Source organism: Streptomyces sp. Je 1-79 (assembly GCF_025195125.1).
Lineage (GTDB): Bacteria > Actinomycetota > Actinomycetes > Streptomycetales > Streptomycetaceae > Streptomyces.
In genome coordinates, this window is the sequence record NZ_JAMGSL010000014.1 from 1 (window position 1) to 16,020 (window position 16,020).

The 16,020-nt window shown below is 71.0% G+C and carries 18 protein-coding genes and 1 tRNA gene; 9 read left to right on the forward strand and 10 right to left on the reverse strand.

Annotated elements, in window-relative coordinates; translation table 11 throughout:
* Positions 1-11: 11 nt before the first annotated feature.
* Genes M5362_RS26185 through M5362_RS26205 form a run of 5 tightly spaced genes read right to left on the reverse strand, consistent with a single transcriptional unit; the run spans position 12 to position 2,724 of the window.
* The gene (locus M5362_RS26185; protein ID WP_260230217.1) at positions 12-332 is read right to left on the reverse strand and encodes a DUF202 domain-containing protein; all 321 of its coding nucleotides are present in this window, start codon (positions 330-332) and stop codon (positions 12-14) included.
* Positions 329-724, reverse strand: coding sequence for a DUF202 domain-containing protein (locus tag M5362_RS26190; RefSeq protein WP_260230218.1), 396 nt, complete (start codon positions 722-724; stop codon positions 329-331). Before M5362_RS26190 ends, M5362_RS26185 begins: the two co-directional genes overlap by 4 nt.
* A 9-nt stretch (positions 725-733) precedes the next feature.
* Entirely contained in the window at positions 734-1,249 is a 516-nt protein-coding gene (locus tag M5362_RS26195; protein WP_260230219.1) for an NUDIX hydrolase, read from the reverse strand.
* A 60-nt stretch (positions 1,250-1,309) separates the two neighbouring features.
* Positions 1,310-2,092, reverse strand: coding sequence for a glucose 1-dehydrogenase (locus tag M5362_RS26200; RefSeq protein WP_260230220.1), 783 nt, complete (start codon positions 2,090-2,092; stop codon positions 1,310-1,312).
* Positions 2,089-2,724, reverse strand: coding sequence for a TetR family transcriptional regulator (locus M5362_RS26205; protein ID WP_260230221.1), 636 nt, complete (start codon positions 2,722-2,724; stop codon positions 2,089-2,091). Before M5362_RS26205 ends, M5362_RS26200 begins: the two co-directional genes overlap by 4 nt.
* A 94-nt stretch (positions 2,725-2,818) precedes the next feature.
* Here M5362_RS26205 and M5362_RS26210 point away from each other — a divergent pair, with 94 nt between their 5' ends.
* A complete protein-coding gene (locus M5362_RS26210) occupies positions 2,819-4,474 on the forward strand; it encodes an FAD-binding dehydrogenase (RefSeq protein WP_260230222.1) in 1,656 nt (551 codons plus the stop codon).
* 139 nt (positions 4,475-4,613) lie between these two features.
* Here the strand turns inward: M5362_RS26210 and M5362_RS26215 are convergent, their stop codons facing one another.
* Both M5362_RS26215 and M5362_RS26220 read right to left on the reverse strand, forming a co-directional pair.
* On the reverse strand, positions 4,614-6,011 hold the full coding sequence (locus M5362_RS26215) for a GntP family permease (protein WP_260230223.1): 1,398 nt from the start codon (positions 6,009-6,011) through the stop codon (positions 4,614-4,616).
* A gap of 122 nt (positions 6,012-6,133) precedes the next feature.
* Positions 6,134-6,661 carry a gluconokinase gene (locus tag M5362_RS26220; RefSeq protein WP_260230224.1) on the reverse strand — a complete coding sequence of 176 codons (528 nt, stop codon included), beginning with the start codon at positions 6,659-6,661 and terminating at the stop codon, positions 6,134-6,136.
* 139 nt (positions 6,662-6,800) lie between these two features.
* Here M5362_RS26220 and M5362_RS26225 point away from each other — a divergent pair, with 139 nt between their 5' ends.
* From M5362_RS26225 to M5362_RS26240, 4 genes are all read left to right on the forward strand, one after another.
* Positions 6,801-7,502: a FadR/GntR family transcriptional regulator gene (locus M5362_RS26225; RefSeq protein WP_260230225.1), complete on the forward strand. Its 702-nt coding sequence runs from the start codon at positions 6,801-6,803 to the stop codon at positions 7,500-7,502.
* Positions 7,503-7,696: 194 nt separating this feature from the next.
* Positions 7,697-9,166: an amino acid permease gene (locus tag M5362_RS26230; protein WP_260230226.1), complete on the forward strand. Its 1,470-nt coding sequence runs from the start codon at positions 7,697-7,699 to the stop codon at positions 9,164-9,166.
* A 136-nt stretch (positions 9,167-9,302) separates the two neighbouring features.
* Positions 9,303-10,388, forward strand: a complete 1,086-nt coding sequence (locus M5362_RS26235; RefSeq protein WP_260230227.1) for an S-(hydroxymethyl)mycothiol dehydrogenase — start codon at positions 9,303-9,305, stop codon at positions 10,386-10,388.
* A complete protein-coding gene (locus tag M5362_RS26240; protein WP_260230228.1) occupies positions 10,388-11,017 on the forward strand; it encodes an MBL fold metallo-hydrolase in 630 nt (209 codons plus the stop codon). Before M5362_RS26235 ends, M5362_RS26240 begins: the two co-directional genes overlap by 1 nt.
* Here M5362_RS26240 and M5362_RS26245 read toward each other — a convergent pair.
* Both M5362_RS26245 and M5362_RS26250 read right to left on the reverse strand, forming a co-directional pair.
* A complete protein-coding gene (locus tag M5362_RS26245; protein ID WP_260230229.1) occupies positions 11,001-11,927 on the reverse strand; it encodes a pseudouridine synthase in 927 nt (308 codons plus the stop codon). The genes M5362_RS26240 and M5362_RS26245 overlap by 17 nt on opposite strands.
* Before the next feature lie 73 nt (positions 11,928-12,000).
* Positions 12,001-12,088, reverse strand: a tRNA-Leu gene (locus M5362_RS26250).
* Between the two features lie 209 nt (positions 12,089-12,297).
* Between M5362_RS26250 and M5362_RS26255 the strand changes: the two genes are divergently transcribed.
* The 3 genes from M5362_RS26255 to M5362_RS33220 all read left to right on the forward strand — a co-directional run bounded on the left by M5362_RS26255 (position 12,298) and on the right by M5362_RS33220 (position 15,027).
* Positions 12,298-13,623 carry a M20/M25/M40 family metallo-hydrolase gene (locus tag M5362_RS26255; RefSeq protein ID WP_260230230.1) on the forward strand — a complete coding sequence of 442 codons (1,326 nt, stop codon included), beginning with the start codon at positions 12,298-12,300 and terminating at the stop codon, positions 13,621-13,623.
* A 195-nt stretch (positions 13,624-13,818) separates the two neighbouring features.
* Complete coding sequence (gene chpH, locus M5362_RS26260) at positions 13,819-14,052, forward strand: chaplin ChpH (protein ID WP_260230231.1); 234 nt, start codon at positions 13,819-13,821, stop codon at positions 14,050-14,052.
* A gap of 153 nt (positions 14,053-14,205) precedes the next feature.
* Positions 14,206-15,027: a chaplin gene (locus M5362_RS33220; RefSeq protein ID WP_308354913.1), complete on the forward strand. Its 822-nt coding sequence runs from the start codon at positions 14,206-14,208 to the stop codon at positions 15,025-15,027.
* A 51-nt stretch (positions 15,028-15,078) separates the two neighbouring features.
* Here the strand turns inward: M5362_RS33220 and M5362_RS26275 are convergent, their stop codons facing one another.
* Positions 15,079-15,267 carry a DUF5703 family protein gene (locus tag M5362_RS26275; protein WP_100106356.1) on the reverse strand — a complete coding sequence of 63 codons (189 nt, stop codon included), beginning with the start codon at positions 15,265-15,267 and terminating at the stop codon, positions 15,079-15,081.
* 47 nt (positions 15,268-15,314) lie between these two features.
* Here M5362_RS26275 and M5362_RS26280 point away from each other — a divergent pair, with 47 nt between their 5' ends.
* Positions 15,315-15,962 (forward strand): hypothetical protein, encoded by a 648-nt coding sequence (locus M5362_RS26280; protein ID WP_260230232.1) that lies wholly within the window; start codon positions 15,315-15,317, stop codon positions 15,960-15,962.
* The last annotated feature ends 58 nt before the right edge of the window (positions 15,963-16,020 follow it).

Sequence of the window (16,020 nt, forward strand, 5' to 3'; positions counted from 1 at the left end):
CCTAGGCCCCGTCAGAGCACCACCGCGACCGCGAACGCGGCCAGCGCGACCGTGCACGCCGTCGCGAGCAGCACGCCCCGGTGGGAGAGCGGCCCCGGGCGCGCCGTGTCCAGGGCGTGGATCCGGCGGTGCCCGACGGCGAGGAAGGCGATCCAGACCAGCGCCGTCAGCGCCGCCCCCGCCACGCCCGGCCCCGTGATCTCGTCCTTGATCGCCGACTTCGCGGCGAGCACCGCCACGACCGTGCAGGTCAGCGTCGTGCGCCGCCACGCCAGCCGGGTCCGCTCCGGCTGCAGCCCCGGATCCCGGGCGGGCGTCGCCGCCTCGGTCACCGCCCGGCCCAGCCGAAGACGATGACCACCACCATCGCGAGCGCCACCACGGCCACCGCGAGGCCCAGCACGGTCGGGAACCGTGACACCGGCAGGTCTTCCCCGCGCCGCATCGCCCGCTCGCACCGCACCCAGTGGTTGACCGCCCGCAGCGCGCACAGCACGCCCGCGGCGAGCAGCGCGAGCGCGAGCCCGACGCGTACGCCCCAGCGCAGATCCGTCAGGAACTGGTCGACGGCGAACCCGCCGCCGATGAGCGCGAGCGCCGTCCGGATCCAGGCGAGGAAGGTGCGCTCGTTGGCGAGCGAGAACCGGTAGTCCGGCGTCTCGCCCTCGTCGCGGATCCGCTGCGGCGCGAACCACAGCCGCAGGCTCTGTACGAAGTCACTCACCCGGGCACCTTAACCGCGGCGCGCCCGCAGCCGTCCGTAGGCCGCCAGGCCGTCCGGGACCCAACGCCACTCCCCGAGCCGCGCGACCACCTCGGCCTCCGGCAGGAAGGCGTGCCAGGCGACCTCCTCCACCTGGGGGCGCACGGGCAGGTCGCAGCGCACCTCGTAGACCGCGGACCACCACTTCCCGGCGACGCCCCCGGAGTCGTGGAGGAACCGGAACAGCGGCTCGGGGCGCGGCAGACCGGAGACCCCGAGCTCCTCCTCCGCCTCGCGCAGGGCCGCGTCGTCGTACGACTCGCCCGCGCCGACGACCCCGCCGACGAACATGTCGTACATCGACGGGTAGACCAGCTTCCCGGGGGTGCGCCGGTGCACGAAGATCCGGTCCTGGGCGTCCCGTACCAGGATGAACGTGCAGCGATGGATCAGGCCCCGCGCGTACACCTCGCCGCGCGGGGCCAGGCCGACCACCTCGTCCTTCTCGTCGACGACGTCCAGGATCTCTTCGGCGGGGTTCGTCATCCCGCCATGAAATCACCGGCCGTCAGGTCACCGCCTCCCGATGTCACCGCCTCCCGACGGTCACTGCCCCATCACGTACTTGACCGTCGGACCGGTCGTCCAGCCGCCGTCCACGGCCAGCTCCGCACCCGTGACGTACGAGGCCGCGTCCGAGAGCAGGAAGACCACCGCGCCCGCGATCTCCGGCGCCTCGCCGACCCGCCCCATCGGGGTGTTGGGGTATCCGCCCTCGCCGCGCTCGATGCCGACGGCGGCGGTCATCGGGGTGTACGTCATGCCCGGGTGGACCGAGTTGACGCGGATCCCCGCCGTGCCCAGCTCCACCGCGCCGATCTTCGTCAGGCCACGCACGCCCCACTTCGAGGCGCCGTAACCGGCGGTCAGCGCCAGGCCCATCAGACCGGCGGCCGAGGAGATGTTGACGATCGAGCCGCCGCCGGCCTCCCTCATCGCCGGGATCGCGGCCTTCATGCCGATGAAGACGCCGGTCAGGTTGATGTCGAGCACCCTGCGGAAGTTCTCGACGGACTCGGTCTCCAGGAAGGCTCCGGTGGCTATCCCGGCGTTGTTCACCAGGCCGTGGAGCCCGCCGAACTCGGCGACCGCGTACGCGACGGCGGCGGCCCACTCCTCCTCGGAGGTGACGTCGTGGTGGAGGAAGCGCGCCCGCTCGCCCAGTGCGGCCGCGGTGGCCTTTCCTTCGTCGTCGAGGACGTCGGTGATCACGACGTTCGCCCCGGCGGCCACGGCCTGCCGTGCGGCCTCGGCGCCCAGACCGCGGGCGCCTCCGGTGATCAGGACGGTCCTGCCGGTGAGGTCGTGGAGGCGGGTGGGCTCGTTCATGGGAGTTCCTCTCGGACGGTGGGCGGTGACGCCCGCAGCAGGGCGGTGGTGGTCTCGACGAGATCGGCGAGGAAGAGCGGCTCGGGCGTGAGCGGCGCGGTGCCGTCGAGGTACTGGCGCGCCCGGTCGGCCATGGCGGCGCCGACGACGGTGAGCGCCAGATCGAGCCGTTCCAGCCGCAGCGGCTCGGGAAGGCCGGTCAGCCGGGCCTCGACCCGCTCGATCAGCCGCCAGTACACGGTCCCGTCGAGCGTGGGGTGCGGGGTGCGCGTGCGGACCCCGCTCTCATGGCTGAGCTGGGCGGAGATCCGCAGGCAGCGGCGGCCGCGCTCGGTGCGCAGCTCGCTCGCCTCGGCGGTGACCAGGGCCTCGACCAGCGCGTGGAGATCGTCGGGGGCCTCGGCGAGGAGTGGATCGAGGACCTGTTCCGTACGCCTCTGGCGGCCCGCCATCACCGCGTCGAGGAGGCCCGCGCGCGAGCCGAAGTGGTACTGCACGGCCGAGGGGTTGCTCTGGCCCGCGAGCGCCACGACGTCGCGCAGCTGGGCGCCGTCGACGCCCTGCGCCGCGAAGGCCTCCTCCGCCGCGCGGATCAGCTTCTCCCGGGTCTCGGGTCCTGACGTCCTTGCCATGAGACCCATATTAATGCTCGACATTAGAAAACGGGAGGGGCGGGAAAGGTTCGGACTGTTGACTGGATACATCGGTGTATCCAAGATTCGGTCCATGTCGTACGACGCTGATGTGATCGTGATCGGAGCCGGCCTCGCCGGCCTGGTGGCCACCGCCGAACTCGTGGACGCCGGGCGGAGCGTCATCCTGCTCGACCAGGAGCCGGAACAGTCCATGGGCGGCCAGGCCCACTGGTCCTTCGGCGGGCTCTTCCTCGTCGATTCGCCCGAGCAGCGCCGGATGCGGATCAAGGACAGCCACGATCTCGCCCTCCAGGACTGGCTCGGCACGGCCGGCTTCGACCGCCCCGAGGACCACTGGCCGAGGAAGTGGGCGGAGGCGTACGTCGACTTCGCGGCGGGTGAGAAGCGGTCCTGGCTGCACGCGCGCGGGGTGCGCTTCTTCCCCGTGGTGGGCTGGGCCGAGCGCGGCGGTTACGACGCGAACGGGCACGGCAACTCGGTGCCCCGCTTCCACATCACCTGGGGCACAGGACCCGGCCTCGTCGCCCCCTTCGAGCGCCGGGTCCGCGAGGGCGTCGCCGCCGGCCGGGTCAAGCTCCGCTTCCGGCACCGGGTGACCGGCCTCGGCCGCACGGCCGGAGCCGTGGACACCGTCAGCGGCGAGATCCTGGAGCCCTCCACCGCCGAACGCGGCACCGCGAGCAGCCGGGAGGTCACCGAGACCTTCGAACTCCGCGCCCAGGCGGTGATCGTCACCTCGGGCGGCATCGGCGGCAACCACGACCTCGTACGCAAGCAGTGGCCCGACCGGCTCGGCACCCCGCCCGCGAAGCTGCTCTCCGGAGTTCCCGCCCATGTCGACGGGCTGATGCTCGGCATCACCGAGGAGGCCGGGGCGCACCACATCAACCGCGACCGGATGTGGCACTACACCGAGGGCATCGAGAACTGGAACCCGATCTGGGCCAGGCACGGCATCCGCATCCTGCCCGGCCCGTCCTCGCTCTGGCTGGACGCGCGCGGCCGCCGGCTGCCCGTGCCGCTCTTCCCGGGCTTCGACACCCTCGGCACGCTCGAACACATCATGCGGACCGGGTACGACCACACGTGGTTCGTCCTCGACCGGCGCATCATCGGCAAGGAGTTCGCGCTCTCGGGCTCCGAACAGAACCCGGACCTCACCGGCAAGTCGGTCCGGGACGTCATCGGCCGGGCCCGCGCGGACGTACCGGCGCCGGTGAAGGCCTTCATGGACCACGGCGCCGACTTCGTCGTGGAGAACGACCTGACCGCCCTGGTCCGCGGGATGAACGCCCTCACGGACGAGCCGCTGATCGACGAGGCGGAGCTGCGCCGCGAGATCACGGCGCGCGACCGGGAGATCGCCAACCCCTTCACCAAGGACCTCCAGGTGACGGCGATCCGGGGCGCCCGCAGATACCTCGGCGACAAGCTGATCCGTACGGCGTCCCCGCACCGGATCCTGGACCCCAAGGCCGGTCCGCTGATCGCCGTACGGCTGAACATCCTGACCCGCAAGTCGCTCGGAGGCCTGGAGACGGACCTGTCGTCGCGGGTGCTCAAGGAGAACGGCGAGGCGCTGGAGGGGGTGTACGCGGCGGGCGAGGCGGCCGGCTTCGGCGGCGGAGGCGTCCACGGCTACCGCTCGCTGGAGGGCACCTTCCTCGGCGGCTGCATCTTCTCGGGCCGTGCGGCGGGCCGGGCGGCGGCGCGGGCCGTGGGTTAACGGCGCGGGCCGTGAGTGAGGGGTGCGGGCCGTGAGCCAGCGGCGCGGGGCGCCCGTCCACCGGATGACACGGACCGGGTCCGGAACGCCTGGGCGGCGTCCGGACCCGGTCCGTGTGCGGTGCGTGCGGCGGCGTCGGCTACAACACCAGCGACAGCAGCAGGACGCAGGCGATGCCGACGACCGAGATGATCGTCTCCATCACCGACCAGGTCTTGATCGTCTGGCCGACGGTCATCCCGAAGTACTCCTTGACCAGCCAGAACCCGGCGTCGTTCACATGGCTGAAGAAGAGCGAACCGGCACCGATCGCGAGGACCAGCAGCGCCGTCTCACTGGTGCCCATGCCCTCGGCGAGCGGGGCCACGAGCCCGGCCGCCGAGATCGTCGCCACCGTGGCCGAGCCGGTCGCGAGGCGGATCGCCACGGCGATCAGCCAGGCGAGGAGCAGCGCCGGGATCGACCAGTTCTTGGAGAAGTCCAGGATCATCTGGCCCACGCCGACGTCGATCAGCGTCTGCTTGAAGCCGCCGCCCGCGCCGACGATCAGCAGCACGCCCGCGATCGGGGCGAGGGACTTCTCGACGGTCGTGGAGAGCCGCTGCCGGGTGAAGCCGGCTGCGCGGCCCAGGGTGAACATGCCGACGATGACGGCCGCGAGCAGCGCGATCAGCGGTGAGCCGATGACGTCGGTGACCTTCTGCAGCGCGTTGTCGGGGTCGCCGACGACGATGTCGACGAGCGCCTTGACCAGCATCAGGACGACGGGCAGCAGGACGGTCGCGACGGTGGCGCCGAAGCCGGGGCGCTTCTCCAGGTCCTCCGAGGGACGTGCCGGGATCATGTTCTCGGGGGCCGGGATGTCGACCCAGCGGGCCGCGTACCGGGAGAAGACGGGGCCGGCGATGATCACGGTCGGGATGGCGACCAGGACACCGAGGGCGAGCGTGACCCCGAGGTTGGCGCCCAGGGCGTCGATGGCGACCAGCGGGCCGGGGTGCGGCGGGATCAGTCCGTGCATCACCGACAGACCGGCCAGAGCCGGGATGCCGATGCGCATCAGCGAGTAGTTGCCGCGCTTGGCGACGAGGAGCACCACCGGGATCAGCAGCACGATGCCGACCTCGAAGAAGAGCGGCAGACCGATGACGGAGGCGATCAGCACCATCGCCCAGGGCATGGACCGGCCGCTCGCCCTGGCGAGGATCGTGTCGACGATCTGGTCGGCGCCGCCGGAGTCGGCGAGCAGCTTGCCCAGGATCGCGCCGAGCGCGATCAGCACACCCACACCGGCGACGGTCTTGCCGAGGCCGATGGTGAAGGAGTCGATGGTCGCCGCGAGCGGGGCTCCGGCGAACGCGCCCAGGGCCAGCGACCCGATGGTCAGGGCCAGGAAGGCGTGCAGCTTGAACTTGGTGATGAGCAGGACGATGACGGCTATGCCGGCGAGCACGGCGATGCCGAGCTGGGCGTTGCCGGCCGAGGTGATCGGCTCGACGGCGTCCGCTGCCAGCATCTCGACGCTGAGACTGGTCACGGGGGTTCCTTAGGGGACGGGTGGGGGCAGGGGGAGGCGGTACGGCGGCGTCCGCACCGTGTGCGGCGCACGCCGGGCCCGTCCGCAGGCCGAGCGGCTCGGCGTACGGCGGGGTACGGAGATCAGCCGGCGAGCCGGCCACGCAGCGCGGCGACCGCCCGTGCGGCGATCTCCTCGGGGGCGCCGGAGACGTCGACCGCGACACCGGCCTCGTCGTCCCCCAGCGGCTCCAGCGTGGCGAACTGAGAGTCGAGGAGCGCCGTCGGCATGAAGTGTCCCTTGCGCTCGGTCATCCGCCGCTCGATCAGCTCGCGGTCGCCGGTCAGATGGAGGAAGACCACGCCCGGGGCGGCAGCCCGCAGCCGGTCGCGGTAGATCCGCTTCAGCGCGGAGCTGCTCACGACCCCGCCGAGCCCCTCCCGGCCGTGCGCCCACGCACCGATGGCGTCGAGCCAGGGGCCGCGGTCGGCGTCGTCCAGCGGGACGCCGGCGGCCATCTTGGCGACGTTGGCCGCCGGGTGGAAGTCGTCGCCCTCGGCGTAGGGGACTCCGAGCGCGTCCGCGACCAGCGGACCGATGGTCGTCTTGCCGGTGCCGGCGACGCCCATCACGACGACGACCTGGGGGGCCGTCGGGGAGGTGGTGCTCATGGGGTGGTGCCTCGCTGTCTTCTTCGACATCGAATCCGTCGCGCTCATGAAACCCATTGGGTACGACGTATTCAAGTGGCTGTGACATTAAAGTCATACTTTTTGTTCCTGATCTTGGCGTCCACGTAGGCTGACCCCCATGACGACACCGGCCCAGGGGCTCCATACGCACGTCCTCGCCACCCTGGGTCTCGCGATCACCGCGGGGGAGTACCCGCCCGGCAGCGTGCTGCGCACCGACGAGCTGGCCCAGCGCTTCGACGTCTCCCGCACCGTCGTCCGCGAGGTCGTCCGCGTCCTGGAGTCCATGCACCTCGTCGCGTCCCGCCGCCGTGTCGGCGTGATCGTCCTGCCGACCGCGCAGTGGAACGTGTACGACCCCCAGGTCATCCGCTGGCGCCTGGCCGGTGCCGACCGCCCGCGTCAGCTGCGCTCGCTCACCGTGCTCCGTTCCGCGGTCGAACCCGTCGCCGCCGGACTCGCCGCCGTCCACGCCACCCCCGAGCAGTGCCGCGAGCTGACCGAGCAGGCGCTCGGCATGGTCGCCACCTCGCGCGGCCGGCAGCTGGAGGCGTACCTCGTCCACGACATCGCCTTCCACCGGGTCGTCCTGAACGCCTCGGGCAACGAGATGTTCGCCCGGCTCGGCGACGTGGTCGCCGAGGTGCTCACCGGCCGCACCCACCACCAGGTCATGTTCGAGGACCCCGACCCGGCAGCCGTCACCCTCCACGTCCAGGTCGCCGAGGCGGTCCGGGAGAGGGACGCGGTCCGCGCCGAGGAGCTCACCCGTCAGATCGCGGTCGGCGCGCTCAAGGAACTGGACGTTCTCGCGCCGTAAAACCTTCCGATCCCAGGCGTTGCCTTTGTAGCAACCTCAGAAGTAGCTCAAATAAGGGCGTTCAGTGACATTGGCCACTGCTGAATTCGCCTCGTGACGTGACGATGTGCGCTGGCCGTGAGAGCCGTGGACGATCTCCACGCGCGCGGCCGGGTACCGCACAGACCCTCCCCCTCACGAAGGCGAACAACTCCATGAGTGACCGCACCCCCTCTGCGGCCGACACGCTGTCCGCCACGCCACCGGCGACGGCATCCGGAGCGTCCCCCCACGTCGACGCCGGTGACGCCGGGTACCGCAAGGACCTGAAGTCCCGGCACATCAACATGATCGCCATCGGTGGCGCGATCGGCACCGGCCTCTTCCTCGGCGCCGGTGGCCGCATGGCCAACGCCGGACCGTCCCTCTTCATCGCGTACGCGGTCTGCGGCGTCTTCGCCTTCTTCGTGGTGCGGGCCCTCGGAGAGCTGGTCCTCTACCGCCCCTCCTCCGGAGCCTTCGTCTCCTACGCCCGTGAGTTCATGGGCGAGAAGGGCGCCTACACGGCCGGCTGGCTCTACTTCCTCAACTGGTCGACCACCGCCATCGCCGACATCACCGCGGCCGCGACCTACGCCCACTTCTGGGCCATGTTCAGCGACGTCCCGCAGTGGATCCTCGCCCTGATCGCCCTCGCGGTCGTCCTCGCCGCCAACCTCATCTCGGTGAAGTACTTCGGCGAGATGGAGTTCTGGTTCGCGATCATCAAGGTCGGCGCGCTCGTCGCCTTCATGCTCATCGGCATCTTCCTGATCGTGACCTCGCACGAGATCGGCGGCCACACCCCGGGCCTGGCCACCATCACGGACAACGGCGGCATCTTCCCCAGCGGTGTCATGCCGATGCTGCTGCTGATCCAGGGCGTCGTCTTCGCCTACGCCTCCGTCGAGCTGTGCGGCGTCGCCGCCGGCGAGACCGAGAACCCCGAGAAGATCATGCCGAAGGCGATCAACTCGATCATGTGGCGCGTGGGCCTCTTCTACGTCGGCTCCGTCGTCCTCCTCGCGCTGCTCCTGCCGTACACCGCGTACTCCGGCGACCAGAGCCCCTTCGTCACCGTCTTCGACAAGCTGGGCATCCCCGGCGCCGCCGGCGTGATGAACCTCGTCGTCCTCACCGCCGCGCTCTCCAGCCTGAACTCGGGCCTCTACTCGACCGGCCGGATCCTGCGCTCCATGTCGCTCGCCGGCTCCGCGCCCAAGTTCACCGGCGTCATGAACAAGGGCGGCGTCCCCTACGGCGGCATCCTGCTGACCGCCGCCTTCGGGGTCCTCGGTGTCGGCCTGAACTACGTCATGCCCGGCGAGGCCTTCGAGCTGGTGCTGAACTTCGCCTCCATCGGCATCATCGGCACCTGGGCCATGATCATGGTCTGCTCGCTGCTCTTCGTGAACCGCTCCAAGGAGGGCCGGGTCGCCCGCCCCGCCTACCAGCTGCCCTGGGCCCCGTACACCCAGATCGTCACGCTGGTCTTCCTCGGCTCCGTCCTCGTCCTGATGTGGATGGACGGCGGCATCAGCCGCACCACCGTGAACTGCCTCCCGCTGATCGGGCTCCTGCTCGTCGGCGGCTGGTTCCTGGTCCGGGGACGCGTCCGCGCGACCGCCGCCACGTACAAGGACTGACGGCCCGTTCACGGGGTACGCGCCCCGTACTCCCCCCACGGGTGACGAGACCCCCGCAGGTACGACCTGCGGGGGTCTCGCCCATTGTCAGGAGATAGTGGTAGCCAAGAGCCTTACCGAGGAAGGGAAGTACCCGATGCCGCAGCAGGTCCAAGGGGTCGTCGCCCCCGGCAGGAACGAATCCGTGCGGGTGGAGACGATCGTGATTCCCGACCCCGGCCCGGGCGAGGCCGTGGTGAAGATCCAGGCGTGCGGGGTCTGTCACACCGATCTCCACTACAAGCAGGGCGGCATCAACGACGACTTCCCCTTCCTCCTCGGCCACGAGGCGGCGGGCGTCGTCGAGACGGTCGGCGCGGGCGTCACGGACGTGGCCCCCGGGGACTTCGTGATCCTCAACTGGCGCGCCGTGTGCGGCGCCTGCCGGGCCTGTCTGCGCGGCCGCCCCCAGTACTGCTTCGACACCCACAACGCGGACCAGAAGATGACCCTTCTGGACGGCACCGAGCTCTCCCCTGCCCTCGGTATCGGCGCCTTCGCCGAGAAGACCCTGGTCGCCGCGGGCCAGTGCACCAAGGTCGACCCGTCCGTCGCCCCCGAGGTCGCCGGTCTCCTCGGCTGCGGAGTGATGGCCGGCATCGGCGCCGCGATCAACACCGGAAACGTCGGCAGAGGCGACACCGTCGCCGTCATCGGCTGCGGCGGCGTCGGCGACGCCGCCGTCGTCGGCTCCCGCCTCGCGGGCGCGGCGAAGATCATCGCCGTGGACATCGACGACCGGAAGCTGGAGACCGCGCGGGGGATGGGCGCCACCCACACCGTCAACTCCCGCTCCACCGACCCCGTCGAGGCGATCCGCGAGCTCACCGGCGGCTTCGGCGCCGATGTCGTCATCGAGGCCGTCGGCCGCCCGGAGACGTACGAGCAGGCGTTCTACGCCCGCGACCTCGCCGGAACCGTCGTCCTCGTCGGCGTCCCCACCCCCGACATGCGGCTCGAACTCCCGCTCCTGGACGTCTTCGGCCGCGGCGGCGCGCTGAAGTCCTCCTGGTACGGCGACTGCCTGCCCTCCCGCGACTTCCCGATGCTCATCGACCTGCACCAGCAGGGCCGCATCGACCTCGCCGCGTTCGTCACCGAGACCATCGGCCTCGGCGACATCGAGAAGGCCTTCGCCCGGATGCACGAGGGCGACGTCCTGCGCTCGGTGGTGGTCCTCTGATGGCGGCCCGCATCGACCACCTGGTCACCTCCGGCACCTTCAGCCTCGATGGCGGCACCTGGGACGTCGACAACAACGTCTGGATCGTCGGCGACGACTCGGAGGCGATCGTCATCGACGCCGCCCACGACGCCGACGCCATCCTCGCCGCGCTCGACGGCCGGTCCCTGCGGGCGATCGTCTGCACCCACGCCCACAACGACCACATCGACGCCGCCCCGGCCCTCGCCGCCGCCACCGGTGCCCGGATCCTGCTCCACCCCGACGACCAGCCGCTCTGGAAGCAGACCCACCCCGACCACACCCCGGACGGCGAACTGGCCGACGGACAGACCCTGACCATCGCCGGTACGGACCTCAAGGTCCTGCACACACCCGGTCACGCCCCCGGAGCGGTCTGCCTCCACGCCCCCGACCTGGGCACCGTCTTCACCGGAGACACGCTCTTCCAGGGCGGTCCCGGAGCGACGGGACGCTCCTTCTCCAGCTTCCCCACGATCGTCGCCTCGATCCGCGACCGGCTGCTGACCCTCCCGGCCGAGACGGTCGTCCGCACCGGCCACGGCGACACCACGACGATCGGTGCCGAGGCCCCGCACCTGGAGGAGTGGATCAGCCGAGGCCACTGAGCCGCAGCCGGCTCACGAACGTCATCGGCGTACCGGTGAACGGGTCGGTGAACTCCAGTGTCCGCGCGAGCAGTTGCAGCGGACGCGTGTAGTCCTCCGGCCCGTCCTCCCGGACCACGGGATAGACCGGATCGTGCAGGATCGGCAGCCCCAGGCTGTTCATGTGGACCCGCAGCTGATGGGTGCGCCCGGTCGCCGGCAGCAGCCGGTAGCGCCCGAGCCCGCCGCGCCGCTCGACCAGCTCGATCCGGCTCTCGCTGTTGGGCTCTCCCGGCTCCTCGCGGGCGGCCATCACCCCGCGCTCCTTCACGATCCGGCTCCGTACGGTCACCGGCAGCGTGACCCCCTCGTCGTACGCCGCCACCGCCTCGTACTCCTTGCCGACCAGCCGGTCCCGGAACAGCGTCTGGTACGCGCCCCGGTCCCCGGGCCGCACGACGAAGAGCACCAGGCCGGCCGTCAGCCGGTCGAGCCGGTGCGCGGGCTGCAGCTCCGGCACCCCCAGCTCCCGGCGCAGCCGGGCGAGCGCCGTCTCGGTCACATGGCGCCCGCGCGGCATCGTGGCCAGGAAGTGCGGCTTGTCGACGACGACGATCCGCTCGTCCCGGTGCACGATCCCCAGCTCGAACGGGACCCGCTCCTCGGCGGGGAAGTCCCGGTGGAACCACAGACGCAGCCCGACGGCGTACGGCTCGTCCCCCCGGACCGGCCCCTCCACCCCCACGAACCGCCCGTCCCGCAGCATCTCCGCGACCCGCGCGTCCCCGACGGCACCCCCGTACCGGGCCCGCAGAAAGTCCCCGACGGTCGCCCACCGCGCGCCGGGATCCTCCGGCAGCCGCACCCGCGCCGGATCGATCCCCTCACGCTGCGCGAGCGGCGCGGCCGGCGTCCTCGTCCTGCGTCTCACCGGCCCCAGCCTCCGTCGCGCCGCCGCCTCGTCCGTAAACAAGAAGGACCCCACATGACGTGGGGTCCTTCGTTGGTGTCCGAGGGGGGACTTGAACCCCCACGCCCGATAAAGGGCACTAGCACCTCAAGCTAGCGCGTCTGCCATTCCGCCACCCGGACAAGGTGTCTGTCTTTCCGGCCGCTGGGCCGTTCCGACGTGGAAAACCATAGCAAACATTGGAGGTGGCCGATCACCACCCCCGACCAGGGCGGAACCGTGTGACGGGCGCATGTCGGACGACGGGGGCCCTTGGGTCCCGGGGGGCGGGCGCGCGAGGATGGGGGCGACCACCAGCAAGCACGTGGGGCACGTAGTGGGAGGAAGCAGCGTGAGCGAGTCGAACACGGCCCGGAGCGTCACCGGCGAGGACGAGGTCGTCGACCTCTGTCGGGACCTCATCCGCATCGACACCAGCAACTACGGCGACCACTCCGGCCCGGGCGAGCGGGCGGCGGCGGAGTACGTCGCCGAAAAGCTCGCGGAGGTCGGCCTCGAGCCGAAGATCATCGAGTCGCACAAGGGGCGGGCCTCCACCGTCGCCCGCATCGAGGGCGAGGACCCCTCCCGGCCGGCCCTTCTCATCCACGGCCACACCGACGTCGTTCCGGCCAACGCGGAGGACTGGACCCACCACCCCTTCTCCGGCGAGGTCGCCGACGGCTGCGTCTGGGGCCGGGGCGCGGTGGACATGAAGGACATGGACGCGATGACCCTCGCGGTCGTTCGCGACCGGATGCGCAGCGGCCGCAAGCCCCCGCGCGACATCGTCCTGGCCTTCCTCGCCGACGAGGAGGCCGGCGGCACCTACGGCGCCCGCCACCTGGTCGACCACCACCGCGACCTCTTCGACGGGGTGACGGAGGCGATCGGCGAGGTCGGCGGATTCTCCTTCACGGTCAACGAGAACCTGCGGCTCTACCTGGTCGAGACGGCCCAGAAGGGCATGCACTGGATGCGGCTGACCGTCGAGGGGACGGCCGGCCACGGGTCGATGACCAACAACGACAACGCCATCACCGAACTGTGCGAGGCCGTCGGCCGACTGGGCCGCCACCAGTGGCCGGTCAGGGTCACCAAGACCGTACGGTCCTTCCTGGACGAGCTCTCGGACGCGCTGGGCACCCCGCTCGACCCCGAGGACATGGAGGCGACCCTCGCCAAGCTGGGCGGCATCGCCAAGATGGTCGGCGCGACCCTGCGCAACTCCGCCGCCCCGACCATGCTCGGCGCCGGGTACAAGGTCAACGTCATCCCCGGCCAGGCCACGGCGCACGTCGACGGACGGTTCCTGCCCGGTTACGAGGAGGAGTTCCTGGCCGACCTCGACCGGATCCTCGGCCCGCGGGTCAAGCGTGAGGACGTGCACGGGGACAAGGCCCTGGAGACCAGCTTCGACGGCGACCTCGTCGACGCGATGCAGCTGGCCCTCAAGGCGGAGGACCCGATCGCCCGCGCGGTGCCGTACATGCTCTCCGGCGGCACCGACGCCAAGTCCTTCGACGACCTCGGCATCCGCTGCTTCGGCTTCGCACCGCTCAAGCTGCCGCCGGAGCTGGACTTCGCCGGGATGTTCCACGGCGTGGACGAGCGGGTGCCGGTGGACGGGCTGAAGTTCGGCGTCCGCGTCCTCGACCGCTTCATCGACGCCTCCTGAGGAGGGCCGCCGCAGGCGCCTTCCCCTTCCGCCTGCTTTCCGCCTGCTTCCCGTCGCGCCTTCCGGTATTCGTCCGCGCGTACGCATGTGACCGGAAAGAGTGAATGCACTCATAGGCTCGTAGCCCCAATACATCCCCCTCGTTACAGGTGGTGCGGTCCGCGGCTGGGATCGCATTGCCAACAAGGAGGAATAATGATCAAGAAGGTCGTCGCTGCTGCGGCTGCCACGGGCGGTCTCGTTCTCGCGGGTGCGGGCATGGCCGTTGCCGACTCGGGTGCCCAGGGTGCCGCCATCGGTTCCCCCGGCGTGCTCTCGGGCAACGTCGTCCAGGTGCCGGTTCACGTCCCGGTGAACGTGTGCGGCAACACGGTCTCCGTGATCGGGCTGCTGAACCCCGCCTTCGGCAACACCTGCATCAACGCCTGACGTTGTGCCTCGACCCGTGAGGGTCTGAGCCAGTCCGGCCCCGGAGTGCGTGCCATGCACTCCGGGGCCGGTGGGCATTTCCGCCCCGGGCGTCGTGCCCGGTGGCCCTCTTCTGAAGCCAGAAGGCAGAAGCCGAAAAGGCAGGGAACAGCTATGCGACAGGTCACGCGCAAGGGCCTGATCACCGTTGCGGCCGCGGGCGGCGTACTCGCCCTCGGCGGTGGTTATGCGAACGCCGATTCGAGTGCGAACGGTTCGGCCTCGAATTCCCCGGGCGTCGCGTCCGGAAATTCCGTCCAGGTCCCGGTGCACGCGCCGGTGAACGTCTGCGGAAACACCGTCAACGTGGTCGGGTTGATCAATCCGGCGTTCGGCAACAAGTGCGCCAACGTCTCCAAGCCGGGCAGGCACCGCGGCTCGTCGGCCGAGGGCGGCACCAGCAACTCCCCGGGCGTCGGCTCCGGCAACACCGTGCAGGTGCCGATCGACGTCCCGGTCAACGTCTGCGGGAACAGCGTCTCGGTCATCGGCGCCATCAACCCGGCGTTCGGCAACGAGTGCGCCAACGGCGTCGAGCCGACGCACCCCGGGAACCCCGGGAACCCGGGCAACCCTGGGAATCCGGGGAACCCCGGCAACCCCGGCAACCCCGGCAACCCCGGTAACCCTGGGAATCCGGGCAACCCCGGGAATCCGGGGAACCCCGGTAACCCTGGCAACCCCGGGAATCCGGGGAACCCCGGCAACCCGGGTACGCCCGGCACCCCGGGCAACCCCGGTGACTCCGGCGAGCCCGGCGGACCCGGCACGCCGAACGGGCCGAACACGCCTGGTGCGCACACGATCACGCAGCCCGAGGCGACCGAGGAGCTGGCGCAGACCGGTTCCGGTCCGCTCGGCGTGGTCGTCCCGGCCGGCGCCGGTCTGCTGCTCGCCGGCTCGGTGCTCTACCGCCGCGCCCGCCGCTCCGCCTAGGACGGCCGCGCAACGAAACGGGGGCCCCGCGTCGCGGGGCCCCTTGTCATGTCACCAGGTGGCGCGGACCTGACGGATGATGCGCCGGCGCAGCCGCACCCTGCGGCTGCCGTCCCGGTGCAGTGTCAGGCGGTCCAACTCCCAGTGCCCGTACTCGGCATGGTCGGTCAGAAGCCGCGTCGCCTCCTTGCGGGAGACGCCGCGCGGCACGTACACGTCGACAAATTCGTATTCCGGCATCGCATCTATTGTGCGGGCACCTGCCCGCTACGGATAGCGTGCGTCCCATGTCTGATGCTGCGCAGCCCACCGCTGCCGAGGTACGTGCCGCCGCCGAGGCGGTCAAAGCCGCACTGGACCGTCACCTGGAGGCGGTCGAACGCCGCTCGGGGGACGACGACCCGGCCGTCTACGAAGCCTTCAACGCCCTCGCCGCGGCGGCCGAGGCGTACGACGAGCGGCTCTACGACCGGTACGACGAGGTCACCCCCTTCGAGATCCCGGGCGCCGACGACTCGCTGCCGCCCTACGCCGGGCCGGAGGAGCCGCACGCCCTCAGCGTGCTGATCCGCCGCGACTACGCCGTGGCGGAACCGAAGCGGCTGCTCGCCCAGGCCCAGCGCATCGCCGACCTGGAGGGCGACGAGGGCGGATCGGGCGCGACGCCCGCCGTCGGCGTCAGTGCGCACGCGGCGCTCGGCGTGCTCTTCGGGGAGTACGAACCGGACGAAATCGCCTCACGGCACAAGGAGTTCGGCCTTGAGGAGGGCGACTCCACGCTCTGGGTCTCGGCCGCGGAGGAGCTGCCGGAACCGGGGGAGTGGCTCAACGCGCCGTTCGAGCACGCCGATCCGGAGCGGATCGTCTGCCGCTTCGACGTCAGCGCGGTCTTCGACGACGAGCTGGACGACGACCTGGAGGAGCGGGACGCCTGACCGGGTACGGCGGAGGGCGGGGGCCCCCCCCGGGGCCCCCCCCCCCCCCCACCCCGGC